Source organism: Burkholderia arboris, from assembly GCF_902499125.1.
GTDB lineage: Bacteria > Pseudomonadota > Gammaproteobacteria > Burkholderiales > Burkholderiaceae > Burkholderia > Burkholderia arboris.
Genome location: NZ_CABVPX010000003.1, coordinates 1 through 25,126 on the forward strand (window position 1 = coordinate 1; position 25,126 = coordinate 25,126).

Annotated in this window: 26 protein-coding genes; 10 read left to right on the forward strand and 16 right to left on the reverse strand. The window is 69.0% G+C overall.

Features of this window, described 5'->3' with window-relative positions; translation table 11 throughout:
• The 4 genes from BLA15945_RS04385 to BLA15945_RS04400 form a co-directional block, all read left to right on the forward strand.
• The coding region (locus BLA15945_RS04385; protein WP_407045087.1) for a heme/hemin ABC transporter substrate-binding protein at nucleotides 1-875 on the forward strand (875 nt) is incomplete at its 5' end.
• Nucleotides 876-890: 15 nt separating this feature from the next.
• Nucleotides 891-1,979, forward strand: coding sequence for a FecCD family ABC transporter permease (locus BLA15945_RS04390; protein ID WP_174991591.1), 1,089 nt, complete (start codon nucleotides 891-893; stop codon nucleotides 1,977-1,979).
• Between the two features lie 19 nt (nucleotides 1,980-1,998).
• The gene (locus BLA15945_RS04395) at nucleotides 1,999-2,820 is read left to right on the forward strand and encodes a heme ABC transporter ATP-binding protein (protein ID WP_059238683.1); all 822 of its coding nucleotides are present in this window, start codon (nucleotides 1,999-2,001) and stop codon (nucleotides 2,818-2,820) included.
• An 87-nt stretch (nucleotides 2,821-2,907) separates the two neighbouring features.
• Nucleotides 2,908-3,297, forward strand: a complete 390-nt coding sequence (locus tag BLA15945_RS04400; RefSeq protein ID WP_174991592.1) for a VOC family protein — start codon at nucleotides 2,908-2,910, stop codon at nucleotides 3,295-3,297.
• 31 nt (nucleotides 3,298-3,328) lie between these two features.
• Here BLA15945_RS04400 and BLA15945_RS04405 read toward each other — a convergent pair whose 3' ends face one another.
• Both BLA15945_RS04405 and BLA15945_RS04410 read right to left on the reverse strand, forming a co-directional pair.
• Nucleotides 3,329-3,940, reverse strand: coding sequence for a trimeric intracellular cation channel family protein (locus tag BLA15945_RS04405; protein WP_059238679.1), 612 nt, complete (start codon nucleotides 3,938-3,940; stop codon nucleotides 3,329-3,331).
• 8 nt (nucleotides 3,941-3,948) lie between these two features.
• Nucleotides 3,949-6,069, reverse strand: a complete 2,121-nt coding sequence (locus BLA15945_RS04410) for a penicillin-binding protein 1A (RefSeq protein WP_174991593.1) — start codon at nucleotides 6,067-6,069, stop codon at nucleotides 3,949-3,951.
• Between the two features lie 241 nt (nucleotides 6,070-6,310).
• On the opposite strand from BLA15945_RS04410, the gene BLA15945_RS04415 reads away from it, so the two are divergent.
• Nucleotides 6,311-7,114 carry an aminoglycoside phosphotransferase family protein gene (locus tag BLA15945_RS04415; protein WP_174991594.1) on the forward strand — a complete coding sequence of 268 codons (804 nt, stop codon included), beginning with the start codon at nucleotides 6,311-6,313 and terminating at the stop codon, nucleotides 7,112-7,114.
• Nucleotides 7,115-7,186: 72 nt separating this feature from the next.
• On the opposite strand, the gene BLA15945_RS04420 is transcribed toward BLA15945_RS04415, so the two are convergent.
• From BLA15945_RS04420 to BLA15945_RS04440, 5 genes are all read right to left on the reverse strand, one after another.
• Entirely contained in the window at nucleotides 7,187-8,023 is an 837-nt protein-coding gene (locus BLA15945_RS04420; RefSeq protein WP_059238674.1) for a bifunctional allantoicase/(S)-ureidoglycine aminohydrolase, read from the reverse strand.
• Nucleotides 8,024-8,807: 784 nt separating this feature from the next.
• Nucleotides 8,808-9,245 (reverse strand): hypothetical protein, encoded by a 438-nt coding sequence (locus BLA15945_RS04425; protein WP_059238672.1) that lies wholly within the window; start codon nucleotides 9,243-9,245, stop codon nucleotides 8,808-8,810.
• Nucleotides 9,246-9,623: 378 nt separating this feature from the next.
• Nucleotides 9,624-10,283, reverse strand: a complete 660-nt coding sequence (locus BLA15945_RS04430; protein WP_059238669.1) for a methyltransferase family protein — start codon at nucleotides 10,281-10,283, stop codon at nucleotides 9,624-9,626.
• 156 nt (nucleotides 10,284-10,439) lie between these two features.
• Nucleotides 10,440-10,604, reverse strand: coding sequence for a hypothetical protein (locus BLA15945_RS04435; RefSeq protein WP_174991595.1), 165 nt, complete (start codon nucleotides 10,602-10,604; stop codon nucleotides 10,440-10,442).
• Between the two features lie 253 nt (nucleotides 10,605-10,857).
• Nucleotides 10,858-11,277 carry an HIT family protein gene (locus BLA15945_RS04440; RefSeq protein ID WP_174991596.1) on the reverse strand — a complete coding sequence of 140 codons (420 nt, stop codon included), beginning with the start codon at nucleotides 11,275-11,277 and terminating at the stop codon, nucleotides 10,858-10,860.
• 289 nt (nucleotides 11,278-11,566) lie between these two features.
• On the opposite strand from BLA15945_RS04440, the gene BLA15945_RS04445 reads away from it, so the two are divergent.
• Together BLA15945_RS04445 and BLA15945_RS04450 are read left to right on the forward strand one after the other, a co-directional pair.
• A complete protein-coding gene (locus BLA15945_RS04445; protein WP_174991597.1) occupies nucleotides 11,567-12,736 on the forward strand; it encodes a YncE family protein in 1,170 nt (389 codons plus the stop codon).
• Between the two features lie 193 nt (nucleotides 12,737-12,929).
• Nucleotides 12,930-14,342 (forward strand): serine hydrolase domain-containing protein, encoded by a 1,413-nt coding sequence (locus BLA15945_RS04450; protein WP_174991598.1) that lies wholly within the window; start codon nucleotides 12,930-12,932, stop codon nucleotides 14,340-14,342.
• Between the two features lie 67 nt (nucleotides 14,343-14,409).
• On the opposite strand, the gene BLA15945_RS04455 is transcribed toward BLA15945_RS04450, so the two are convergent.
• The 6 genes from BLA15945_RS04455 to BLA15945_RS04480 all read right to left on the reverse strand — a co-directional run bounded on the left by BLA15945_RS04455 (nucleotide 14,410) and on the right by BLA15945_RS04480 (nucleotide 19,977).
• Nucleotides 14,410-15,033, reverse strand: a complete 624-nt coding sequence (locus BLA15945_RS04455; RefSeq protein WP_174991599.1) for a glutathione S-transferase family protein — start codon at nucleotides 15,031-15,033, stop codon at nucleotides 14,410-14,412.
• Nucleotides 15,034-15,105: 72 nt separating this feature from the next.
• The gene (locus BLA15945_RS04460; protein WP_174991600.1) at nucleotides 15,106-16,605 is read right to left on the reverse strand and encodes a TIGR01777 family oxidoreductase; all 1,500 of its coding nucleotides are present in this window, start codon (nucleotides 16,603-16,605) and stop codon (nucleotides 15,106-15,108) included.
• Nucleotides 16,602-17,471, reverse strand: coding sequence for a thiol-disulfide oxidoreductase DCC family protein (locus BLA15945_RS04465; protein WP_174991601.1), 870 nt, complete (start codon nucleotides 17,469-17,471; stop codon nucleotides 16,602-16,604). Before BLA15945_RS04465 ends, BLA15945_RS04460 begins: the two co-directional genes overlap by 4 nt.
• Before the next feature lie 97 nt (nucleotides 17,472-17,568).
• The gene (locus BLA15945_RS04470; protein WP_059238660.1) at nucleotides 17,569-18,039 is read right to left on the reverse strand and encodes a DUF2269 family protein; all 471 of its coding nucleotides are present in this window, start codon (nucleotides 18,037-18,039) and stop codon (nucleotides 17,569-17,571) included.
• Nucleotides 18,036-19,355, reverse strand: a complete 1,320-nt coding sequence (locus BLA15945_RS04475) for an SDR family oxidoreductase (protein WP_174991602.1) — start codon at nucleotides 19,353-19,355, stop codon at nucleotides 18,036-18,038. The genes BLA15945_RS04470 and BLA15945_RS04475 overlap by 4 nt, the downstream gene beginning before the upstream one ends.
• A gap of 88 nt (nucleotides 19,356-19,443) precedes the next feature.
• Nucleotides 19,444-19,977, reverse strand: a complete 534-nt coding sequence (locus BLA15945_RS04480) for a GbsR/MarR family transcriptional regulator (protein ID WP_006480371.1) — start codon at nucleotides 19,975-19,977, stop codon at nucleotides 19,444-19,446.
• Nucleotides 19,978-20,137: 160 nt separating this feature from the next.
• Here BLA15945_RS04480 and fabV point away from each other — a divergent pair, with 160 nt between their 5' ends.
• Nucleotides 20,138-21,340, forward strand: a complete 1,203-nt coding sequence (gene fabV / locus BLA15945_RS04485) for an enoyl-ACP reductase FabV (protein ID WP_174991603.1) — start codon at nucleotides 20,138-20,140, stop codon at nucleotides 21,338-21,340.
• Nucleotides 21,341-21,451: 111 nt separating this feature from the next.
• Nucleotides 21,452-21,880: a VOC family protein gene (locus BLA15945_RS04490; protein WP_174991604.1), complete on the forward strand. Its 429-nt coding sequence runs from the start codon at nucleotides 21,452-21,454 to the stop codon at nucleotides 21,878-21,880.
• Nucleotides 21,881-21,910: 30 nt separating this feature from the next.
• On the opposite strand, the gene BLA15945_RS04495 is transcribed toward BLA15945_RS04490, so the two are convergent.
• Nucleotides 21,911-22,489 carry a hypothetical protein gene (locus BLA15945_RS04495; RefSeq protein WP_059238654.1) on the reverse strand — a complete coding sequence of 193 codons (579 nt, stop codon included), beginning with the start codon at nucleotides 22,487-22,489 and terminating at the stop codon, nucleotides 21,911-21,913.
• A gap of 303 nt (nucleotides 22,490-22,792) precedes the next feature.
• On the opposite strand from BLA15945_RS04495, the gene BLA15945_RS04500 reads away from it, so the two are divergent.
• Nucleotides 22,793-23,710: a DMT family transporter gene (locus tag BLA15945_RS04500; protein WP_174991605.1), complete on the forward strand. Its 918-nt coding sequence runs from the start codon at nucleotides 22,793-22,795 to the stop codon at nucleotides 23,708-23,710.
• A gap of 15 nt (nucleotides 23,711-23,725) precedes the next feature.
• Here BLA15945_RS04500 and BLA15945_RS04505 read toward each other — a convergent pair whose 3' ends face one another.
• Entirely contained in the window at nucleotides 23,726-24,511 is a 786-nt protein-coding gene (locus BLA15945_RS04505; protein WP_174991606.1) for a YhfC family intramembrane metalloprotease, read from the reverse strand.
• Between the two features lie 11 nt (nucleotides 24,512-24,522).
• On the reverse strand, nucleotides 24,523-25,053 hold the full coding sequence (locus BLA15945_RS04510) for a GNAT family N-acetyltransferase (protein WP_174991607.1): 531 nt from the start codon (nucleotides 25,051-25,053) through the stop codon (nucleotides 24,523-24,525).
• Between the last annotated feature and the right edge of the window lie 73 nt (nucleotides 25,054-25,126).

Consider the following 25,126-nt stretch of genomic DNA (forward strand, 5'->3'; position numbering starts at 1 on the left):
CAAGCGCGGCGGCCGGTGCGCTCGCGGGCGCGCTGCCCGGCAGCGCGCTCGCGCAAGTTGCGGCGGCCACCCCGAAGCGCGTGGTCGTGATCGGCGGCGCACTCGCGGAAACCGCGTTCGCGCTCGGCGGCGCCGAGACGCCGCGCTACCGGCTCGTCGGCGCCGACACGACCTGCACGTATCCGGACGCCGCGAAACGCCTGCCGAAGGTCGGCTACCAGCGCGCGCTGTCGGCCGAGGGGCTGTTGTCGCTGCGGCCCGATCTCGTCCTGGCATCGGCGGAAGCCGGCCCGCCCGCCGCGATCGCGCAGGTGAAAAGCGCGGGCGTCACGGTGACGACGTTCGACGAACGCCACGACGTCGAATCGGTGCGCGCGAAGATCGCCGGCATCGCGCAGGCGCTCGACGTCCGCGACGCCGGCACCGCGCTGCTGCAACGCTTCGATCGCGACTGGCAGGCCGCGCGTGACGCGGTCGCCGCGCGCGTGCCCGGCGGCGCGCAACCGCCGCGCGTGCTGTTCGTGCTGAACCATACCGGCAACCAGGCGCTCGTCGCCGGCCAGCGCACGGCTGCCGACGCGATGATCCGCTACGCGGGCGCGCGCAACGCGATGCAGGGCTTCGATCACTACAAGCCGCTGACGACCGAGGCGCTCGCGGTTGCCGCACCCGACGTCGTGCTGATCTCCGACGAAGGGCTCGCGGCCGTTGGCGGCCGCGCCGCGCTGCTGGCAACGCCCGGCTTCGGCGCGACGCCGGCCGGCCGCGCACAGCGCGTCGTATCGCTCGACGCGCTGTTCCTGCTCGGCTTCGGCCCGCGCCTGCCGCTTGCCGTCACGACCCTGCACCGGCGCCTGTCGGATGCGCTCGCCTGATTCCGGATTGCCTCGATGCCCGCTCACGCTTCGCCCTTCCCCGCGCCGTCGCCCGCTTCGCGCTCCGGCGCCGCGCGCGTCGGCACGTCGCGCCGCTTCGCGCCGTTCGCGCTGGCCGCGCTCGCCGTGCTCGTGTGCGCGATGTCCATCGTCGCGCTGTGTGTCGGCGCGTACCGCATTCCACTCGCGGAAGCCTGGGCCGCGCTGACCGGCGATGCCGCCGCGCAGCAGGCACGCGCGGTGCTGTTCGACATCCGCGCGCCGCGCGTCGTGCTCGCGCTGCTGGTCGGCGGCGGCTTCGGTGCAACCGGCGCCGCGATGCAGGCGCTGTTCCGCAATCCGCTCGCCGATCCGGGGCTCGTCGGCGTGTCGAGCGGCGCCGCACTCGGCGCGACGACGATGATCGTGCTCGGTCCCGCACTCTTTGCCGCGCACGCGAGCGCAGCCGCGCTGCCCGTCGCCGCCTTCGCAGGCGCGCTCGCGGTCGCGGCGCTCGTCTACCGGCTGGCCGCGTCGCGCGGCCGGCTCGCGCTGCCGCTGCTGCTGCTCGCCGGCATCGCGATCAATGCGCTGGTCGGCGCGGCGATCGGGCTGCTCACGTTCGTCGCCGACGACGCGCAACTGCGCTCGCTGACCTTCTGGAGCCTCGGCAGCCTCGGCGGCGCGCAATGGTCCGCGCTGGCGGCCGTGGCGCCGTGCGTCGCGATCGGCTGCGTGCTGCTCGCGCGCGAACGCGACGCGCTGAACGCGTTGCAGCTCGGCGAAACTGAAGCGCTGCATCTCGGTGTGCCGGTGCAGCGGCTGAAGCGGCGCGTGCTCGTGGCGGTCGCGCTTGCCGTCGGCGCACTGGTGTCATGCGCGGGCATCATCGGCTTCATCGGGCTCGTCGCACCGCATTGCGTGCGCCTCGCGTGCGGCCCCGACCAGCGCATCGTGCTGCCCGGCGCCGCACTGCTCGGCGCGTTGCTGACGCTCGCCGCCGATCTCGCCGCACGCACCGTCGCCGCTCCGGCCGAGATTCCGCTTGGCGTGCTGACCGCGCTGCTCGGCGCGCCGTTCTTCCTCGCGCTGCTGTGGAAGAACCGCGGCGCGCTCGGCGGGTAATCCTTTATTCACGACGATCATGCTGACTGTCCACCATCTCGACGTCGCGCGCCGCCACAACGCGATCCTGCGCGACCTGTCGCTGTCGATCGAACCCGGCCGCGTGACCGCGCTGCTCGGCCGCAACGGCGCGGGCAAGAGCACGCTGCTGAAGACCTTTGCCGGCGAACTGACCGGCAGCGTCGCGCCGAACGGCGTACGCGTGACGGGCGACGTCACGCTGAACGGCGAACCGCTCGCACGCATCGACGCACCGCGGCTCGCGTGTCTGCGCGCGGTGCTGCCGCAGGCCGCGCAGCCGGCCTTCCCGTTCAGCGTCGACGAAATCGTGCTGCTCGGCCGCTATCCGCACGCGCGGCGCAGCGGTGCGACGTCGCACCGCGATCGCGACATTGCGTGGCATGCGCTCGAACGCGCGGGCGCCGATGCGCTCGTCGGCCGCGACGTCACGACGCTGTCCGGCGGCGAACTCGCACGCGTGCAATTCGCTCGCGTGCTCGCGCAGCTGTGGCCGGACGACGACGCGCCGGAACGCGGCCCGCGCTACCTGTTGCTCGACGAACCGACCGCCGCGCTCGACCTCGCGCACCAGCATCGCCTGCTCGACACCGTGCGCGCGGTCGCGCGCGAATGGCAGCTCGGCGTGCTGGCGATCGTCCACGATCCGAACCTCGCCGCACGGCACGCCGATACGATCGCGATGCTCGCCGACGGCACGATCGTCGCGCATGGCACGCCGCACGACGTGATGACGCCTGCGCATATCGCGCAATGCTATGGATTCGCGGTGAAGATGGTGGAAACCGGCGACGGTGCGCCGCCGGTGATGGTGCCCGCGTAGCGCGGGATCGTTACCCGGCGCGATGCGCCGCCATCGTCCGCGACTGTCATTTGAGATCGTCCACACTGCCCCTTCGAGGAGACGCCCATGCCGCTTCCGATGACCCGCATCATCCTGTATGTCCAGAACGTCACGCTGCTGAAAACGTTCTACCAGCGGTATTTCGAGTTACCCGTCATCGAGGAAATCGACGGCGAATGGGTCGTGCTCGACGCGGGCGCGATTGAACTCGCGCTGCATCTGGCCGGCCCGGCGTTCCGCCATGCGACGGCGCCTGCGCCTGCAAGCGCAAAAGCGGACACCAGCAACGTGAAACTCGTCTTCAGGATCGACGCCGGTATCGACGCGCATCGCGACCGGCTCGCCCGCGACGGGGTGACCGTGCGCGATCTCAAGCGCTTCGACGGCTTCCCGTACGCGATGTACGACGGCATCGATCCGGAAGGAAACGTCTTTCAGGTGATGCAGCCGGACTGAACGCCGGCGCGGCGCGCGTGGCCGCGCGCGCTCAATGCTCGACGTCCGCCGCGCCGAAGGTCCGCATCTTCCAGCCCAGCTGCACCGCGAGCATCCGCATCGAGAAACCGGCGGCCAGTGCGACGATCGTCGCGAAACCCGCGTCGATGCCCAGATGCTGCATCCCGACATACAGCGTGCCCGTGACGAACGCGACACTCGCATAGAGCTCCTCGCGCAGGATCAGCGGCATCTCGTTGCACAGCAGGTCGCGCAGCATCCCGCCGCCGACGCCCGTGATCGCGCCGGCCAGCACGACGATGATCGGCGCGATGCCGGTCGACGCACCGATGTCGCAGCCGATGATCGTGAATGCCGCGAGGCCGATCGCATCGACGGTGACGAACAGCGTTTTCATCCGCGCGACGTGCCGTGCCGCCCACGACGCGACGGTCGCCGCGACCAGCGTGATCACCAGGTATTCCGGATGCGCGATCCAGCCGAGCGGATAGTGGCCGAGCAGCACGTCGCGCACGGTGCCGCCGCCGAGCGCCGTCACCGCGCCGACGAGCGCGAGCCCGAAGCGGTCCATTCCGCGGCGCATGCCCATCAGCGCCCCCGACATCGCTTCCGCGACGATCGCAATCAGATAAAGCGTATGCATGGTGTGCGTCAGTCGTCGGTCCGGAACAGGTCGAGCACGCGTTCGCGCTCGGCCGCATCGACCGCGGCAGGCATCGGTTCGTCGCGCCGGCCGCGGTCGGCCTGCGCATCCGGCGCATCGGTTGCCAGCGCACCGCCGCACGCAAAGCGGCTGCGGATATAGGCCGGCACGTCGGACGTGCACGTGCCGCGCGTGTATTCGGCGTAGACGAAATCGCCGTCGACGAGCGCGACGTCCTGCGGTGGCGTCGCATCGACCGGCGTGCGCCCGTCCACGGCCGTCTTCATGTAGTCGAGCCAGACCGGCAGCGCCAGCGTCGCGCCGGTTGCGCGCCCCATCGGGCGCGGCGTGTCGTAGCCGAGCCACGCGACCGCGACGATGCCCGACGAGTAGCCGGCGAACCACACGTCCTTCGATCCGTTCGACGTCCCCGTCTTGCCGGCCGCGTCGTCGCGGCGCAGCGCGAGCGCGCCGCGCGCGGTGCCGGCCCGCACGACGTCGCGCAGCATGCTGTCCATCACGAACGCATTGCGCGCCGACACGACCCGCTCGCCCGACGGTGCGGTCGCCTCGTACATCGCGCCGCCGTGACGCTGCTTCACCGACAGGATCAGCCGCGGCTCCATCCGCGTGCCGCCGTTCGCGAACACGCTGTAGGCGCTCGCGAGTTCGAGCGGCGTCACGGCGCCCGCGCCGAGTGCCAGCGGCAGCGACGCCGGATTGCGCTGCGCGTCGAAGCCGAAATGCACCGCGTGCTGCTGCACGTAGCGGGCGTCGGTGGCCTGCATCAGGCTGACCGCGACCAGGTTCTTCGAGCGCACGAGCCCGCGCCGCACCGGAATGAAGCCCTCGTAACGATTGCCGAAATTGCGCGGACGCCACGGCCGCGCGCCGGTTTCCTCGTGCGTGAGCGTGCGCTGCGTATCGTCGACGAGCACGCCGGGGAAGTAGCCCTTCTCCAGCGCCGCCGAATAGACGAACGGCTTGAAGCTCGACCCCGGCTGGCGATACGCCTGCAGCGCATGGTCGAACACGTTGCGATTGAAATCCGCGCCGCCGACGAGCGCGAGCATGTCGCCGGTGGCCGCATCGAGCGACACGAGCGCGCCTTCGAGCCCGTTGCGCGCATCGCGCTTCGCGCGCGGCTGCCGGCTCAGCGTCCGGTCGAGCGAGGCTTCGGCCGCGCGCTGGTCGCGCATCGAGATCGTCGTCGTCACGTCGAGGCCGAGCGTGTACGCGTCGTCATGAAACCGCTCGACCATCATCCGGCGTGCGCGCTCGGCGACGTACGGCGCCGCGACGATCCCGGGCGGCGGCGTGGTCACCAGCGCGATCGGCGCGTCGACGGCCGCGCGATAGGTCGCGTCATCGAGCTGGCCCAGCGCGTGCATGCGGCCGAGCACGTAGTTGCGCCGCGCGGTCGCGCGCGACGGATTCACGACCGGGTTGAACGCGGACGGCGCCTTCGGCAGCCCCGCGAGCACCGCCGCTTCACCCGCGCTCAGCGCGTCGAGCGGCTTGCCGAAATACACGTTCGCGGCGGCCGCGAAGCCGTACGCGCGCTCGCCCAGGTAGATCTCGTTCATGTACAGCTCGAGCAGCTTGTCCTTGCTGTATTCGCGTTCGAGCTTGGCGGCCATCAGGATCTCGGCAAGCTTGCGGCTCAGCACCTTGTCGCGCGTCAGGTAGAAGTTGCGCGCGACCTGCATCGTGATCGTGCTGCCGCCCTGCCCCGGCTGCCCGGTCACGACGTTCGCGAACGTCGCGCGCGCGAGGCCGCCGATATCGACCGCGCCGTGCTCGTAGAACTTCGCATCCTCGGCCGCGAGCAGCGCGTGCCGCATCAGCGGCGGGATGCGTTCGAGCGGCACGAACTCGCGCCGCTCGACGCCGTATTCGGCAAGCAGGTCGCCGTCGCGCGAGAAAATCCGCAGCGGCAGCGCGGGACGATAGACGGCCAGGTGTTCGACGGACGGCAGTTGCGTCCAGATGCGATCGATCGTCCATGCGCCGATGCCGGCGCACGCGAGCGTCAGGCCCAGCAGCGCGCCCGCGAGCGTGCGCCACACGCGGCGGCGGCGCGGCGGCGGCGCGGGTTGCGGTGGCGGATTGGCGATGTGGTCGGTCATGTCGGGCTCCTTCTTCAGTGCCCGCGCCGGCCGGCGCAAGATGGGCGCCGACCGGTCACGGAAGGCGCGCATTGTCGAAGGGATAGCCCGAAACCGGAACATTCTTTAGCCAAAGTTTGGCTGGCTAAATTTTATTTAGGAAAGCGCGCCGGGGGCCGTTCGCGCCGCATGCGCGGGCCTGCGGCATGTCGTCGCGGCGGAGCACACGGCACGCGATCCGGTTCGCTTGTACCATCGCGGGATGTTCGATCGATACCTCGACCTGTGGGGCCTCGCTCCCGACGGCGGCCCGATCCTGACCGCCAGCGGCGGCCTGTTACCCGTCGTGTGGCATGCGCGGCCCGCGATGCTGAAAGTCGCCACGTGCGACGAAGAACGGCGCGGCAATGCACTGATGGCCTGGTGGAACGGGCAAGGCGCCGCACAGGTGTGGCAGCACGACGTCGATGCGATCCTGCTCGAACGTGCGCAGCCGGCACCGTCGCTGGCCGCGTTGTCGGCATCGGGCCACGACGACGACACGATGCGCATCGCGTGCGGCGTCGTCGCGCGGCTGCACGCGCATCGTGCGCCGCAGCCGCCTGCGCAGATCGTGCCGCTTCATGACTGGTTCCGTGCCCTGCTGACGAATGACGCGGACCATAACGTGCTGCGCCGCTCGGCCGCAATCGCGCGCCAGTTGCTGGCCGAAGCCGCCTCGCCCGTCGATGACGTCGTCCTGCATGGCGACATCCATCACGGCAACCTCCTGCATTTCGGCGATCGCGGCTGGCTCGCGATCGACCCGAAAGGGCTACGCGGCGAGCGCACGTTCGACTACGCAAACCTGTTCTGCAATCCCGTGCACGACATCGCGGTCGATCCCGCGCGTTTCGGGCGGCGCGTCGCGCTCGTGGCCGATGCCGCACAGCTCGACCGGCGCCGGCTGCTGCAGTGGATTCTCGCGTGGTCCGGTTTGTCGGCCGTGTGGTTGATGGAAGACGGCCTGCTGCCCGATACGCGGCTGCAAGTCGCGACGCTGGCCGCGGCGGCACTCGGCCTGTAGCGAAACGCATCGCCCATGAAAAAAGCCCGCCGGCATGCACCGGCGGGCTTTCGTGTCCGACTTGCGCGGCGCTCAGCGCGCCGGGTTCAGCAACAGGTTCATGTGACGGTTCACGTCTTTGTACAGCAGGTAGCGGAAGCGGCCAGGGCCACCCGAGTAGCATGCCTGCGGGCAGAACGCGCGCAGCCACATGAAATCGCCCGCTTCGACCTCGACCCAGTCCTGGTTCAGGCGATAGACGGCCTTGCCTTCCAGCACGTACAGGCCGTGCTCCATCACGTGCGTTTCCGCGAACGGGATCACGCCGCCCGGCTCGAACGTCACGATGTTCACGTGCATGTCGTGGCGCATGTCGCTCATGTCGACGAAGCGCGTCGTGACCCATGCGCCGTTGGTGCCCGGCATCGGGATCGGCTCGACGTCCTGCTCGTTGGTCACGAACGCTTCCGGCAGCGGAATGCCGTCGACGGCCTGGTAGTGCTTGCGCACCCAGTGGAAGCGCACCGCGGCATCGCTGACGTTGTGCAGCGTCCAGTCCGCGCCCGGCGGAATGAATGCGTAGCCGCCCGGCTTCAGCGTGTGCTTGTTGCCCTGCAGCGTCAGCTCGGCTTCGCCTTCGACGACGAACAGCACGGCTTCGGCGTTCTTGTCCTGCTCGGGCTTGTCGCTGCCGCCGCCCGGATTCACTTCGACGATGTACTGCGAGAAGGTTTCCGCGAAACCCGACAGCGGGCGGGCGATCACCCACAGGCGCGTGTTCGTCCAGAACGGCAGCCAGCTCGTGACGATGTCGCGCATCACACCCTTCGGGATCACCGCGTACGCCTCGGTGAACATCGCGCGATCGGTCAGCAGATCCGTCTGCGGCGGGTGGCCGCCATGCGGCGCGTAATACGTTGTCTTAGACATATTGCATCCAGGCAATGGGTTGGTCCGGCCCCTGGCGCAAACGGCATCGGGCGGTTCGCACGCGCGTGGGGCACGCATGCGGCGGCGGGACATCGTTGCCGGGGTGGCTTGAAAGCGCATGCGCCTTCGTTCGGTCGGCCAGGCTTCGCGTCGGGTCCGTCCGGTTGATCGGACGCGGCGGCCCAGGTTGCTGGGTCCGGTGGCCGGGCCGCGGCGCTCGCGATCATGCGGCGAGGCGCGGCGGGCGGCACGGTCGACTCCGTACGCGGGCATCGTTGACGATAGCGAAGTCGATCACGATCGACCAATTAAATGTTGCGATGATATCCATTCGATTTTCCACTACCCGCCGGCGCCCGCGACGCGCGGTGAAGGGGCGTTGCGCGGCGTGCTGGCTATCAGGGAAATCCTGACTGCGGCGGATGGGCCGCAACCCGTCCGGTCATGCGAATCGACGGAAAGGCGACGGGCTCGCGGCAGCGGATCGCTGTGTCGCGGTCGTCAGGCCGGCACGGGCCGACGAACGATCCGTGATGACGCGTGCTGACACCGTGCCGGCGCGTTCAAGCGTGGCAGGCCAAGTCGTCGGGAAACGGGGAAACAGGGCGGGAGGGTTGTTGCCTGCCCCTGGATCGGGCGCATGGCAGCGGCTGATGAAGCCGGAGGGGTCGCCGGTCAGGCCGGCGATGACGGCCCGGCAGGCCGCCGGGCCGAATCTCGCGTCGGGTGCCGACGCCGTGGCGCGCCGGTGCGCATGGCGCGCACCGTGCCGCGCCAGCGGCGATCAGTCCCAGTCGCGGTGATGACGATGCTTGCGGTGGCGATAGCCGCGGTCGCCGTGATCGCGCTCGTACGAGTTGCGCGACATGTTGCCGCCGAGTGCCGCGCCGGCGCCGCCGCCGACTGCCGCGCCCAGCAGGCCGCCCGTGCGGCCGCCCATCGCGTTGCCTGCCGCGGTACCTGCGCCGCCGCCGAGTGCGCCGCCGATGATCGCGCCGGTGCGCTCGTGACGGTTCGACGTCACCGCTCCACCCGCGCCGCCGCCGATGGCGCCGCCGATTACCGAGCCCGTGCTGCCGCCGAGCGCGCCGCCGACTGCTGCGCCGGCTACCCCGCCGAGCGCGCCGCCAAGCGCATTGTTCATGTCACCTGCCAGAGCCGGCAGCGCAGTCGCGCCGGTCAGCGCGGCGACGACGAGAGCGGGGGCGATTTTCTTCCACATTCCCGTATTCTTCCTTGTTCGCAATCTGGTTATTGAAGGTCCGCCCGGTACGACGATCTGAATCGATCGACGTCGGGTGAGGCATTGTGCCGGACCGCGGACCAATTCATTTCAATGAGCTTGCGGCGAAGAATAGCACCGGTCCCGCTTCCTTGCCGTGGACATTCTGGTAACAAGTTGTTTACGAATAAAGGCGGTCGAACGGGCATCCCGAAATCGGCTGAAACCCGCGCCGGCATTGGCTCCGGCAAGGGTCCGGCCGCGCACGGCGACCGGCCGGCCATGCGCGGCGCCGCACGTTTGAGACACACGTGGCAACACATCGGGCACGCGTCGTGAGCGGGCGGCCGGGCGACGGTCGGGGGAAGATTGACGGGGTCAGTACAGGCCGGGCAGCAACCGCCACGTCCGCGCGCAATACGCGTCGTATTCGGCGCCGAATTGCGAACGCAGCAGCGCCTCCTCCGAGCGGATGCGCGCGACGAGCGGCACCAGCATCAGCACGACCAGCAGCACGCCAACGCCCGAGCGGAACGCCAGCGCCCAGCCGACCGAATTGACGAGCAGGCCAAGGTAGCTCGGATTGCGGATGCGGCGGTAGATGCCGTCGGTCACGAGCGTATGGCCCGGCTGGATCGCGACGAGCCCGCTGAAGCGCTTGCCGAGCACGAACACCGGCCAGATCCGCAGCGCGCCGCCCGCGATGTACAGCACGACGCCGATCCAGCGCACCGTGTCGCCGCCGAAGGTCCAGACATCGAGCCGGTCGGTCAGCGCAGGCAGGTACGCGAGCAGGAACCCGCTCACCGCGAATGCGGCGAGCACCCAGCGGTTGTCGCGATTCTCGCGCTCGCCGCTGCTCAGGTTGCCTTCGGTGAACAGCGCGGCGACGGCCATCACGAGCGTCGCGATCACGACGACGGTCAGCTGGGGATGCGAGAAAAACACCGCGAACCCACCGCTGCCGAGTACGGCGAGCCCGAGATAGACGAGCGTGGAGACGCCCGACAGGACTGCGACCTTGCGGGTGACTGTCATGACGGCCTCGTGGGGATGCGCTTTCCTGTGAAGTATAGGAAGCGCGCACACGAAACGCCGTGCGCCGCCGTCATGCGGTGCGCGAATCCGCGCGAATCGTCCGGCGAAAGGCGGCGAACCAGGCCGGGGCGGCCGGGGCTCGCGCGCGGTGCCGGATCAGCGGATGCGGATGTTGCCGCCGATCCCGACGCTGACGGGCGGCGCGTAGTACGCGGGCGCATAGCCGTAGTAGGCCGGCGCGGGCGCGTAGCCGTACGGCGGCGCGACGTAGCAGCCGGACAGGCCGCCGATCAGGGCAAGCGTGATGAGAAGTCTGGACATGGCTCGGTTCCCGGCGCGAAAGACAAATGGCACCTCGCGAAGGCCGCGCCGCCGCACCAGGCGGTGGCCGGCACGAAGAGGCGATCCGCCCTTCCTGTCGCTCGATGATGCAATGCGCGGAGTCTAGCGCCGGGCCTGGCCGGCCGAGTTTCGCCAGCCGTTACACGTGTTACCTCGCATGACCGCTGAAACAACCGGTGGCGGCGCGGCGGCCGGCCGGCGGGCCGTTGCCGCGCCGCCCGCAATCGTCCCGTTACACGAAACGGGCGCGAATGCGCTGCGCGAGCGTTTCGAGCGTCGCCGCGTCGGCGATCTCACGCGCATGCATCCGCAACTCGGCGCCTTCCCAGCGCGGGATCACGTGGAAGTGCACGCGCGGAACCGTCTGGCCGGCCGCTGCGCCGTTGAACTGGCCGATGAACACGCCGTCCGGCTCGAGCGCCGCGCGCACCGCCGCCGCGACGCGCTGCGTCATGCGGATGCCGGCCGCGGCCGCGTCGCCGGACAGCTCGAAGATCTGCGCGGCCGGCTCCTTCGGGATCACGAGCACGTGACCGTCGGCCTGCGGCATGAGATCCATGATCGCGAGCGTCGCGTCGTCTTCGGCGACCTTCACGCACGGCAGTTCGCCGCGCAGGATTTTCGCGAACGGGTTGTTGTTGTCGTAGGACATGGCGTTTTCCGATATCGGTTGAACAGTGGGACCGCGAGAGCAATGCCGGACGATTATCGACCGATGGCGGGCCGGATTTCAACTTGTCAGGCCTTGGCGCCAGCGCGGCGAACAATGAACGGCGGCTCGCCTTCGACGTGTGTTGCCGGATGGAATATCCGGCCGTCGCCATCCGTTTATTTCGAGTGCGGGTTCGCGCGGCAAGCCGGCGAACCCGCACCGGACACCCGTCGGCTGCGCAGGCCGGCAGCCGGGATGACTGATCGCGATCATCAACCGGAGTCATGCCATGGACCCTCTTCCCTCCTGTCGTTCGCCCGCCCCGACCGTCTTCACCGCTCATCCGCCGCGCTTCGCGCACGCCTGTCGCACGATGGCGCGCACGCTATGCCGGGCAGCTTGCGGCGCCGGGCTCATCGCGTTGTCGTCGGCTTTCGCGTGGGCCGGCGACGACGTCATCCTGCCGATTTCATCGGTCACCGCATCGACCGTGCCCGCCAACGGCGACGTCAATCCGTACGGCATCGCGTTCGTGCCGCGTGGCGTGCCGTCGTGGAGCACGCTGAAACCGGGCGACGTCGTCGTGTCCAACTTCAACGCGGCGTCGAACGCGCAAGGCACCGGCACGACAATCGTGAAACTGTCGCCCGGCCAACCGCCGGCGACGTTCTTCCAGGGCCGCAATCTCGGCCTGACGACCGCGCTCGCGGTGCTGCGCAGCGGTTTCGTGCTGGTCGGCAACGTCCCGGCGCCAGACGGCAAGACCGTGGTCGCGCCGGGCTCGCTGCTCGTCATCAATCCGCAAGGCGGCCTCGTCACGCAACTCGTCAGCGCCGCGCTGCTCGACGGGCCGTGGGACATGACCGTGATCGATCGCGGCCAGCGCGTCACGGCGTTCGTGTCGAACGTGCTGAACGGAACGGTCGCGCGGATCGACCTGTCGATCGGCAACGACGGCGTCGCGATGCTGCCGAGCTCGCGCATCATCGCGTCGGGCTATGTGAACCGGACCGATCCCAGTGCGCTCGTCGTCGGCCCGACCGGTCTCGCGTACGACCCGAACATCGACGTGCTGTATGTCGCGTCCACCGGCGACAACGCGGTGTTCGCGATCCAGAACGCCGCGTCGACGAACCGTAACGGCGGCGTCGGACGGATGATCTACTTCGACGCGGCGCACCTGCACGGGCCGCTCGCGCTGGCGCTCGCGCCGAACGGCCATCTCGTGACCGCCAACGGCGACGCGGTCAATCCCGACCCGCTGCATCCGAGCGAGATCGTCGAATTCACGGTCAACGGCCGCTTCATCGCGCAAATGCAGGTCGATACCGCGCCGGGGTCGGCATTCGGCCTGGCGTTCGGGCAAGGCAGCAAAGGCCAGCCGCAGTTCGCGGCCGTCGACGACAACACGAACACCGCGACGGTCTGGACGCTGCGTCCGGACAGCAACATGCAGTGACGCGTGACCTGAACGGGCCGCGCGCGGCCCGTTCGCCCCCGCTACGACCGACACAACCGATTCGCACACGCCGGGCAACATACGCCCGACCGACGCCGTCCGGCGTCGCCCGCCCCGCCATTGCCACCGCTCGCCCGAACCTGCGACACTGCCGGTTCCTGGCCTGCCTGCAGACAACCGAGGACGCTCGCGCATGACGATTCCCTTCAAGAAGCTGATGCTGCGCGGTGTCGCGCTCGCGCTCGCCGCCGCGGTCGGCTATGCCGGCTACATGTTGTCCCGGCTCGCGCCGATCGCGACCGGCTACGCGGCGAAGGCGCTGTGCTCCGGCGTGTTCGTGTCGGGCCGCCCGGCCGCGTCCGTGATCGACGTCGACATCATGGCCGGCGTCCATCCGCTGCTGAAACTGGTGCGCCCGTCGATCGATCCCGATCACCACCGCGCGACGGCGACCTTCGCCGGTTTCGCCGAGCGCGAAGCCGACTTCCGGCCCGGGCTCGGCTGCACGCTCGTGCCCGGGGCGTCGCCCGGCGCGACGTCGACCGCCCTGCCCGCCGCGCTGCCGCCGCTTCCCGATCCGCCGCCCGGCCAGCCTGCATCAGTCACCCCGCCTGCCGGCATCGACGCGCACAAGCTGCAGACCGCGCTCGACCGCGCATTCGACGAACCCGATCCGGCACGGCCGCGGCGCACGCGTGCGATCGTCGTGATGTGGCGCGGCCAGGTGATCGCCGAACGCTACGCGCCCGGCTTCACGGCCGACACGCCTTTGCCCGGCTGGTCGATGACGAAGACCGTGACGGCCGCGCTGGTCGGCACGCTCGTCGCTCAGCACAAGCTGTCGCCCGACGCGGCGGCGCTGCTGCCCGAATGGCGCGGCGCCGGCGATCCGCGTGCGGCCATCACGCTCGACGCGCTGCTGCGGATGACGAGCGGCCTGCAGTTCAACGAGGACTACGACGACCCGCTGTCCGACGTCGCCGTGATGCTGTTCACGCAGCCCGACATGGCACGGTTCGCGTCGGCGAAACCGCTCATCGCGACGCCCGGCACGCAGTGGTACTACTCGAGCGGCACGAGCGCGATCGTCGCGCGCGTGATGCGCGAAGCGCTCGGCGGCAGCGAGAACGACTACCTCGCGTATCCGCGCCGCGCGCTGTTCGCGCCGCTCGGGATGCGCAGCGCGGTGTTCGAGCCCGATGCGTCCGGCACGCTCGTCGCGCCGTCGTACCTGTATGCGAACGCGCGCGACTGGGCGCGCTTCGGCCAGCTTCTGCTGCAGGACGGGATGTGGAACGGGCAGCGGCTGCTGCCCGAAGGCTGGGTGCGCTACCTGACGCGCGCGACGCCGCAGTCGGCGCGGCAGGAGTTCGGCGCGCAGCTATGGGTCAAGGTGCCGGAGCCGTTCAACGATCGCGATCCGCAGGCGCCCGCGATGCCGGCCGACGCGTTTCATGCGGTCGGCCATGAAGGTCAGTTCGTGAGCGTGGTGCCGAGCCGTCAGCTGGTGGTCGTGCGGCTCGGGCTGTCGCGGCCGGAATCCGCGTGGAATCACGAGGCGTTTCTCGCGCGCGTGCTCGATGCGGTGCCGGCGCCGGGTGCATGAGCCGATGAATCAGGCGTAAGGCGGCAGCGATTGCAACACTGCCGCTTCACGCGCTACCTGCCTTGCATTACGGATTCGCGCTGCCCGCGTATTGCTTGAAACCTTCGCGCGTCGCCAGACGTTCGATGTAGCGCGACACGGCCGGCAGATCCGGATGCTCGAACGGCGTGCCGAACCAGCGGTTGACCGACAGGCCGATCGGAATGTCCGCGAGCGTGAAGGTGTTGCCGGCCACGTACGCGCCCGTCTTTTCGAGCTGCGCATTCAGCACGTGCATGTGCTTCGTCCAGCCCGCGATCGACTGCGCGATGCCGTCCGGATGCTGGTGATCGGGCGATTTGCGCACGAGGCCGAGAAACGCGCCGACCCACGAGCGGTTCAGGTCCGCACCCTGCCAGTCGATCCACTGGTCGACCCGCGCGCGCGCCTGCGGCTCGGCCGGATACAGCGCGTCGCCGCCGTAGCGGTTCGCGAGGTAACGGATGATCGTGTTCGATTCCCAGAGCACGAAGTCGTCGTCCTTGATGACGGGCACGAGCGCGTTCGGATTCAGCGCGAGATAGGCCGGAACGTTGGTCGTGCGGAAGCCCGCGCCCCAGTCTTCCTGTTCGAACGGCAGGTTCAGTTCGGTGCACAGCCACAGCACCTTGCGGACGTTGATGGACGGGATCTTGCCGAGGATGTGCAGCATGCAGTCTCCTTGTGAGGTCGGATGCGGAGCATTCGGGGCGTACGACACGCCCCGAACGCGTTCACGCCGAATTTATACACGACCTCGCGGCAAACGGCAGGCCGTGTGTGCGAAATCGGTGTGCGGCCGGTTCGTCAGATCGCGCAGCGCGTGCTCGACCGTTGGAAAGCGGAACATGAAGCCGTCCTGATGCAGCCGTGCCGGCATCACGCGCTGCCCGTCCAGCAGCAGCTCGGCCATCTCGCCCATCGCGACGCGCAGCGGCGCCCCCGGCACATGCAGCATCGCGGGGCGGCGCAGCACCTTCGTCACGACCTGCACGAACTCGCGCTGGGTCACCGGCACCGGTGCGACCGCATTGTAGACGCCGTGCATGCCCGCGTTCGACATCGCACGCGCAACGATCCGCAGCACGTCGTCGCGGTGAATCCAGCTCATCACCTGCGCGCCGTCGCCGAATCGCCCGCCCATCCCGAAGTAGTGCGGCAGCAGCATCGGTCGCAACGCGCCGCCGGGGCCGAACACGATGCCCAGCCGCAGCACCACCGTGCGCACGCCGTGACGCTCGAGCGGCTGCGCGGCCTGCTCCCACTGCCGGCACAGATCCGACATGAAGCCCGTGCCGGCGCCGCTGCCTTCGTCGAGCCGTTCGTCGCCCGGCCGCACGCCGTAATAACCGATCGCGGACGCCTGGATCCACGTGCGCGGCTTGACCTCGGCGCGCTCGACCCAGCGCATCAGCGACCGCGTGACGCCGACGCGGCTCGCGAGCAGCACCGCCTGCCGGCGCTTGCTCCAGCGTGCGCCCAGCACCGGTGCGCCCGCGAGATTGATGACCGTGTCGAAACGCTCGTGCGGCTGCAGCTGTTCGGCGGACGTCACGCTGCGCACGCGGCCGTGAAACAGGTAGGCCGCGCGCAGCGGATCGCGCGCCAGCAACGTGACGGTATGCCCCGCATCGAGCAGCTGGTTCACGAGCGTTTCGCCGATGAAGCCGGTCCCGCCGGTCGCGAGCACGTTGCCGGGCGGCTGCCCCGCGAACGGGTTGGCGGCCGGCGCGCGGTGCGCGATGCGGCACGCGGCGATCCCGTCGCGGCTGCCCGACACCGTCACGCCGACGGCAAACAGGCTGAGCAGCCAGCCGCGCCAGCCGAGATCGATCGGCTGCAGCGCGGTGGGTTCGTGCGCCCAAACGGCCAGTTGCATCGCGATCATCCCGAACAGCGCGCCGCCGTTGACGGCCAGCAGCGTGTGCAGCACGCGCTCGGTCGCCGGCAGCTTGCGGCTTTGGTCCTCGACGACGAAATCCCACAACGTCAGCACCACTTCGACGAGCACGACCGCCGCGAGCGCCGCAACCCACGCGCCGTGAAACGCGACGTTCGCGATCGATGCGAACACGAGGCCGTACAGTACCGACCGCACCGCGTGAATCGCCAGCTCGAGCCGCGCGCGCGGGCTGTGCGGCAGGTCCTGCGTGAGTTCATGGTGATAAAGCGTATCGAATGCGCCCATCGCGCCCTGCACGATCAGCAGGTTGAGCGCCCAGTCGAAAGCAGGCAAGGTGTTCATACCGTATCTCTCCTCCACAGCCAGACAAGCGGCGGCACCATCGCGACGAGCGCGGCAACGTCGATCGCCACGTGGCCCCACACATGCGCCCGCCACGACAACAGCATGTCCTGCGGCGCCCAGATCGACAGGCCGGCCAGCAGCCAGCCCCACACTTCCCGTTTCCGCAACCGGTTGCCGAGATGGACGAGCGCGAGCATCCAGACCGACGCGCACTGCACCGTCGCGCCGATCAGCGACATCCACCAGATCTGCTGGGCACGCGCGGCTTCGGGGGCCGCTCCCGCCCGGAAATGCAGTTCGATCCCCCGGTGATACGCGTCGAGCCACGGCGTACCGGCCACCCACGGCACGACTGCGCCGGCCAGCAGGTGCACGATCGCTACCGCCACCATCCAGTTCACGACGATGCGGCGCAGGGTGTCGCGCGCAGGGTGGCCTGCTTCCCGGCTTTCGGCGGGCTCGCCGGTACCGCACACTGCGTCGTCGCAGCACGCTTCGGCGCGATACCCGAGCCAGCGCGAAACAGCGTGCCGGTTGCGCGCGAAGCGGCGATACAGCGGCGCAAGCGCAGCGCGCAGCGCCGGCACGCGCAGCAGCCAGACGAGCCAGCGACGCCCGGCCAGCGCATGGGCGGCCAGGATGCTGTCGACGCCGGTCAGCATGCGTCCGTCAGGCAGGCGCGCATGCAGCTCGCGATTCAGCGCGTGCAGGTCGACGCCCAGCGGCGCCGGGTCGAAGCCCGGCCTGGCGATATCGACGAACGCCAGTTGATGCCGCGCGTCGCGGGCCCCGAGACGCCGAATTTCCGCGACGCAAAACGGACACCGCCCGTCGAAGTAAAGAACCAATTCACTTGAGTTCATGCTTTGCACTCCTTCCTGTTTTAGCAAGCATCATGAATCGATCGGTTGACTGCATTCCGGTGCTGGTAACCGCCGCTCGCGCACGGCGGCGACAGACTCACATCGGCTTGACCACCATCAGGAAGTAGACGGTCAGCATCGCGAAGAACGCCGGATAACCGAGCAGTTCCCAGCGCTTCGCGTAGCGCCAGTAGCGCTCCGGCAACGCGGCGTCGCCATTCGCGTGCGCGAGTTTCGCCATCGATGCAAGTTCGAGCTGCAGCCATACGACCGGCAGCCAGCACGCACCGGCGACCGCATACAGCACGATCGACGCGAGCAGCCACGGCGTATGCCACGGCCAGCCGGCCGTATGCGCGAGCCATAGCCCGGACGCCGGCTGGAAGATCACGGCCGGTGTCGTGAACCACCAGTCCGCACGCACCACGAGCCGCGACACGGCCGCGATCGCGGGCACCGAGCGCGTGCGGTTCGCGAAGAACAGGTAGAACGCGGTGCCGAACCCCGTGCCGACCAGCAGCACCGAGGACAGGATGTGAAGCGCCTTGATGACGAGATAGGTATTCATGCTCGTTCTTCTTCTGAATAAAGGATCAACAGGATGGCGAGAATCGGCACGTTCTTGAGCACGGGGCCGAACGGTTCGGCCAGCAGGCCGGGCATCGTGACCGCGATGACGGTCGAATACGCGACGATCAGCACGGCTTGCGCGGCCCACAGGCGCCGCGACGGCGCGGCGACGGTCGCGATGCCGAACGCGAAGTCCAGCGCACTGGCCGCATAGAGCGCAATCAGCGCGGGCAGCCCCGTCAGGTGCGCAGGTGCGAGCAGCGCGAGGCTCGCGTGCAGCGGATGGATGAATGCGCTGGCGATCGCCGTCCAGATCCACACGATCGCGAGCGCGCCCCGCAGCAACGGGCGCCGCCACATCGCGAGCGCGTCGCGGCGCAGCGCGGCGGCGTCCGCACCGATGAAGCTGCCGATGCCGCGCGGCGGCCGGCCCAGTACGGCTGCGGCGGCCGCCGGATCGCCGGTGTTCCCGCCGCGCAGCATCGTCCACGTGTCGCGCGTCAGCATCGCACCCGGCAACGCGCCGGACAGCACGGCCGCCGCGCCGACCAGCGGGCCCGGCAGCGTCACGCGGGCAGCCGGCGGAAAGCCCAGCGCGGCACGGTAACTCGCCAGCATCTCGCGGTATTCGACTTCGTCGTTGCCGACCACGTCGATCACCCGGCTGCCGGCCGCCTGCGCGTCGCCGGGTTGCACGACGAGCCGCGCGACGACTTCAGCGAGATCGTCGACATGCACGGGACGCAGCCGCTGATGGCCGCCGGCCGGCAGCATCTGCACGGGCAGGCTCGCGAGCATCCGGAAAAACCGCGCCGACGCGCCATCCACGCCGTAGACGAGTGCGGGCCGCACGATCCGACAATCGATCGGCAACGTCTGCAGGAAGCGGTCGGCCGCGTGCTTGCTCGCGAAGTACCGCGTATCGCCGCGCTCGACGCCCAGTGCCGAGATCTGGATCACGCGCCGCACGCCGGCGCGGCAGCACGCGGTAAAAAGCGCGCACGGCGCGGCGCGATGCACGGCGTCGAGCGTCGCGCCGCGTCGATCGGCAAGGATGCCGACCGCATTGATCACCACATCGACGCCTGCCAGCCGCGCCAGCCACGCTTGCGGATCGACGTCCTTCGCGAAGTCGATCGCGACGTCGCACGGCCCGGCAGCGTGACGCACGCCGCGCAGCACGCGATGGCCGCCGGCTTCGAGCTGCGCGCACAGCGCCCGCCCGATGAAGCCGTTCGCGCCGCAGACGAGAACGGTCATGCTGCGCGCGCCGGTGCGATCGTGCTGGCAGGTCGACGGCAGGACTACGTTCATTTTCATCCTCTATTTACAGTTATTTCTGTACAGACAGAAATAACAACCCCGAAAAAAGCGGGCTGTCCGCCCGCACTGCCGTTACCGCTTACTTCGACGGCTTGCGCCTGACCGTCTGGCTGATCTTCGCGCCGATGCCGAGCGCCTTCATCAGCGTATCGGGCTTGAGCCGCAGCATCTCGTCCGACCAGGTCGTGAGCGTCTCGACGAACTGCAGCGTGTCGCGGATGCGCTGTTCGGTCTCGCGGCTCTCGTTCGCGATCTCCGGATTCGTCAGGCAGTCGCGCAGCACCGTAAGCGTCGGCTCGATCTCGCGCTGCCGCCGCCCTTCGACGATCAGCTTGAACAACTCCCAGATGTCGGTCGACGTCTCGAAGTGGTCGCGGCGGTCGCCCAGCACGTGCACGACCTTCGCGAGGCGCCACGCCTGCAGCTCCTTCAGGCTCGTGCTGACGTTGGAGCGCGCGACGTTGAGCGTCTCCGCGATCTCGTCGGCCGCGACCGGCCGGCCAGCCAGGTAGAGCAGCGCGTGAATCTGCGAGACGGTGCGGTTGACGCCCCACCGCGAGCCCATTTCGCCCCAGTGGAGAATGAATCGTTCGGCTATCGGTGTGAGTTCCATGTCGGCAAATTTATTCATTTCAGTTATTTCTGTCAAGAGAGAAATAACCGGATGATCCGGCACCGTCCGGCCGCGCCCGCCCGCGATCGGCCGCATCCATTACAATGCGCGGGATTTTTCCGATTTCAGGCCGTTTCTGCCTTTCTGACAAGAGGTTTCCATGATCATCAAACCGCGCGTGCGTGGCTTCATCTGCGTGACGACTCATCCCGTCGGCTGCGAAGCCAACGTCAAGGAACAGATCGACTACGTGACTTCGCACGGCCCGATCGCCAACGGCCCGAAAAAGGTGCTCGTGATCGGCGCATCGACCGGCTACGGCCTCGCCGCCCGGATCTCGGCCGCATTCGGCTCGGGCGCGGACACGCTCGGCGTGTTCTTCGAGCGCCCCGGCAGCGAAACGAAGCCCGGCACGGCCGGCTGGTACAACAGCGCCGCGTTCGAGAAATTCGCCGCCGAAAAGGGCGTCTATGCGCGCAGCATCAACGGCGACGCATTCTCCGACCACGTCAAGCAGGTCACGATCGACACCATCAAGCAGGATCTCGGCAAGGTCGACCTGGTCGTCTACAGCCTCGCGGCCCCGCGCCGCACGCATCCGAAGACCGGCGAAACCATCAGCTCGACGCTCAAGCCGATCGGCAAGGCCGTCACGTTCCGCGGTCTCGACACCGACAAGGAAGTGATCCGCGAGGTCGCGCTCGAACCGGCGACGCAGGAAGAGATCGACGGCACCGTCGCCGTGATGGGCGGCGAGGACTGGCAGATGTGGATCGACGCGCTGGCTGAAGCCGGCGTGCTGGCCGACGGCGCGAAGACCACCGCGTTCACGTACCTCGGCGAGCAGATCACGCACGACATCTACTGGAACGGCTCGATCGGCGAAGCGAAGAAGGATCTCGACAAGAAGGTGCTGTCGATCCGCGACAAGCTGGCCGCGCACGGCGGCGACGCTCGCGTGTCGGTGCTGAAGGCCGTCGTCACGCAGGCCAGCTCGGCGATCCCGATGATGCCGCTGTACCTGTCGCTGCTGTTCAAGGTGATGAAGGAAACCGGTACGCACGAAGGCTGCATCGAGCAGGTGTACGGGCTCCTGAAGGACAGCCTGTACGGCACGACGCCGCACACCGACGAAGAAGGCCGCCTGCGCGCCGACTACAAGGAACTCGATCCGCAGGTGCAGTCGAAGGTCGTCGCGATGTGGGACCACGTGACGAACGAGAACCTGTACGAGATGACCGATTTCGCCGGCTACAAGACCGAATTCCTGCGATTGTTCGGCTTCGAGATCGCCGGTGTCGACTACGACGCGGACGTGAACCCGGACGTGAAGATCCCGGGCATCATCGACACGACGGTCTGACGGGCCGGCCCGCCGCCACGCCCCAGAGCGCAGGCGGCGGGTCGAACCTGCGCGTTTTTCCCCTGAAGCAGCGACGAAGCAGAACCCGACCCCAACCCGGAGGTTCGAACCATGCCAGTCCATCACGCCCTCATCCCCTGCCTGCGCTACGTGGACGCGCCGGCCGCCATCGACTTCCTTTGCAACGCCTTCGGCTTCGAGCGCCACGCGGTCTATGCCGACGCGAGCGATCCGACGTTGATTCATCACGCCGAGCTGACGCTGCACGGCCAGATGGTGATGCTTGGTTCGGCCCGCCCCGGCCCCGTGCGCGACCTGTATCGCTGGAAGACTGCGTCCGAGGCAGGCGGTATCACCATGTGCGTATGCGCGGTGATCGACGACCCCGACGCGCACTGCGCCCGCGCCCGGACGGCCGGCGCCGAGATCCTCACCGAGCCCACGGACAACGACGGCTATCCCGGCCGCGGCTACAACGTGCGCGACCCCGAAGGCAACGTCTGGACCTTCGGCAGCTACGATCCCTTCGCCGCCCACTGACGCCGCTCGCGCGTCACCCGGCGCGCTGCGCTACTCCACCGCCCGCGCGGCATCCCACAGCGGCTGCCCGCCGCGCGCCGCATTCCACGCGGCGAACTGCGCGCGCCACGATTCGAACGGCTCGGCCAGCGGATGGCGCGGATCTTCGCTGAGCGAATACGCCATCCCTTCGATCAGCCAGCGCGGCTTGGTCACGACGGCGAGGTTGCCGAGCGCTTCCGCCTGGCGGTGATGGATCAGTTCGTGCGCGAGGAAGTAGGTCTGCCAGCCGCGCGGCGCGATCACCACGCCGAAATCGCCGAGCGTCAGCGCCGCGCGCGTGCCGAGACCGAACGCGTCGGCGCACGCGCGCGTCGAGCAGAACACGACGCGCGGTGCGTCGCGGAACGCGCCGACGGCCGCCGCCGCACGCGCATAACCGTCGCGATAGAGTTGCTGCGCGTCGCCAAGCTTCGCGGCATCGTCCGTGCAGATGTCGGCGCTCGGGCACGACACGCCGGGGACCAGCGCGGGCGCGACGACGCGCAGCGGCTTGACGAGCGCATACGCGGCAATCGGCAGCGCGACCAGCAGGCCCGTGAGGGCGAAAGCGACGTGGGAGCGTTTCATCGAGGCGCGGTTCCGTGGCGTGGCGGTGGAGTCTTCCTGCGTGAACGTGAATATATCGGACCGGCAACGCGTCCAGCCCCGCTTTTCATGCCGGCTGGCTTCCGCTGAACGGCCAGCACGCGCCGCGACCTGGCAGACGTCCACGTTCGCGCCGCCACGAGCCCCCTCCCGCCTCGATAAAGACTTTTTACGACCTAATAGCGTCCAAATAATATATTGGACGTACGATTCGAAGCGCAGCATCCTTGCCCCCTATCGGCTCGCTCCACCGCTCGCGCAGCGGCCGCCTGGCAAGGACAGCACATGAACAGCAACGAACGGCTCGCCGGCATCAGCTACGGATTGCTCGCCGCGCTCATCTGGGGCGGCTTTCCGGTCGTCACGCGCCTCGGCGTCACGCACTCGGCATTCGACGCGTACGACATCGCATTCATCCGCTTCGCCGTTTCGGGCACGTTGCTGCTGCCCGTCCTGCTGCGCCGTGGCCTCGGCACGCTGCGCCCGGCATCGATCGCGCTGATGGTGACCGGCGCCGGCGCGCCGTACATCCTGACCGTCTCGGCAGCCTTGAGCCGCGCGCCGGTCGGCTATTTCGCGCTGACGCCGGGCAGCATGATCGCGTTCACGGCCATCCTCGGCCGGCAGGTCGCGCACGAACGATTGAGCGCCGCGCAGATCGCCGGCATCGCCGCGATCCTCTTCGGCATCGTGCTGACTGCGTCCGACGCATTGCACGGCGCGATCGGGCTGCCTGCGCTCGCGCTGTTCGTGCTCGGCGGCCTGCTGTGGGCCGTCTACAACGTGACCACGAAGCGGGCCGGAACCGGTGCGCTGCACGCGACGGCCGTCGTGGCGGTCGGCTCGGCGGTGCTCTACTGCCCGCTTTATCTCGCGATGCGCGGCGATGCCGTGCTGCATGCGCCGGTCGCGGCCATCGCGACGCAGGCGGTCTACCAGGGCGTGCTGATGTCGGTGCTGGCGCTCTACTGCTTCAGCCAGGCCGTCGTCGCGCTCGGCCCGGCGATCGGCGCGACCTTCGCCGCGATGATGCCGCTTCTCGCCACGCTCGAGGCAATGCTGCTGCTTGGCGAACGGCCGCATGCGCCGGCGCTCGCGGGTATTGCGATCGTCACGGCCGGGATGGGCTTGAGTCTCGTGAGCCGGTGGCGAACGGGGGAACGGCAGGCCATCCGCCGGGCAAACCCCGCCGCGCAGGGCTGAAACGAAGCAGGTCCGTCACACGGCGGGCCCCGTACGCGCATCGCCCGCCCCCGCGCCCCGTCGGCTCCAGCGCATCCCCAACCCCAGAAGCGCGACACTGCACACGAACAGCAGCACCTCGACCAGCACGGTATCGACATGCCAGTACCGCGTCAGCAGCACCGCTGCGAGGTCGAACATGAAATGGAACGCGATCGCATACGCAAGCCAGCGCTTCGTGCCGCGGACGAACGCCTGCAGCACGATCAGCGACAGCCCCACATGCGCGGCCATCGCGCTCGCCCGCTCGAACAGCGCGAGAAACGGCGATCCGAGCGTCATGGCCGCGAACTGCGCCCCGATCAGCGACCGATTGCCGGCCGACACGGCGTAGCCCGCATCCGCGAGCAGGTAGCCCGTGCCGAGCACGACAAACCCGACACCGACCAGCAGCATCGCTTCCAGCCCGCCATGCCCGAACCCGAGCATCACCGCCGTCTGCATGTCGTGCCGCTTCGGCAGCAGATACCGGAATGCGACCCAGCGCCCGCATTCCTCGAAGAGCCCGGCCGTCAACGCCGCGAACACGAGTATCGGCACACGCCAGCGCGGACCGGTCCCGAGCCAGTAGAACAGCGGCATCTGCCACGACAGGCGCAGCACCGGCTGGAACACGAAGAAGGTCAGCATGCCGTAGAAAAACACGCGCAACGGCACCTGCGTGCGGCACCGCCACGCGACCGCGAGCAACGCCGGCGCGATCAGCGCCACGACACCCGCCGCGAGCGTGAAGCACAGGAGCGCCGGGGCGACCGGATGCATGACGGATGCCGTTACGCCAACTGCTTGTGGAAATACGTCGTCGCGCAGAGCGCACCGTCGGGCATCAGCGCGTAGTTCGGCACGACGCCGACGCGCTGCCAGCCTGCCCGCTCGTACAGCCGCTCGGCGTCGCCGCCCGTCACGGTGTCGAGCACGAGCACGGTCTTGCCGGCGTCGCGCGCGGCCGCGTCGGCCGCCGCCATCAGCCGTGCGGCGATGCCCTGCCGGCGCGCATGCCGCGACACGAGCATCTTCGCGATGTCCGCGCGATGCGGCTGGTTCTCGGGTTGGCCGGTCACGACCTGCACAGTGCCGACGATCCGGCCGGACGCGTCCTCGGCAATGAGCAGGATGCGCTCGTCGTGCGCGACGCCCTCGGCCACCCGCGTCCAGAACGCGACGGCAGTCGGCCGCTCGATCGGCAGCATGAAGCTGACGGATGCGCCGCCTTCGACGCAATCGACCAGCACGTCGGCCAGCGCCTCGACACAGCTCATCGCTTCGCGCGCGTCGACGCGGCGGACGGTAACAGATTCGGTCATGCCATCTCCGGTAGTCAGGTGGGCCGCACGCGCGGGTTCGGCATGGGCCGGGATCGAAAGAGCACCGGCCGGC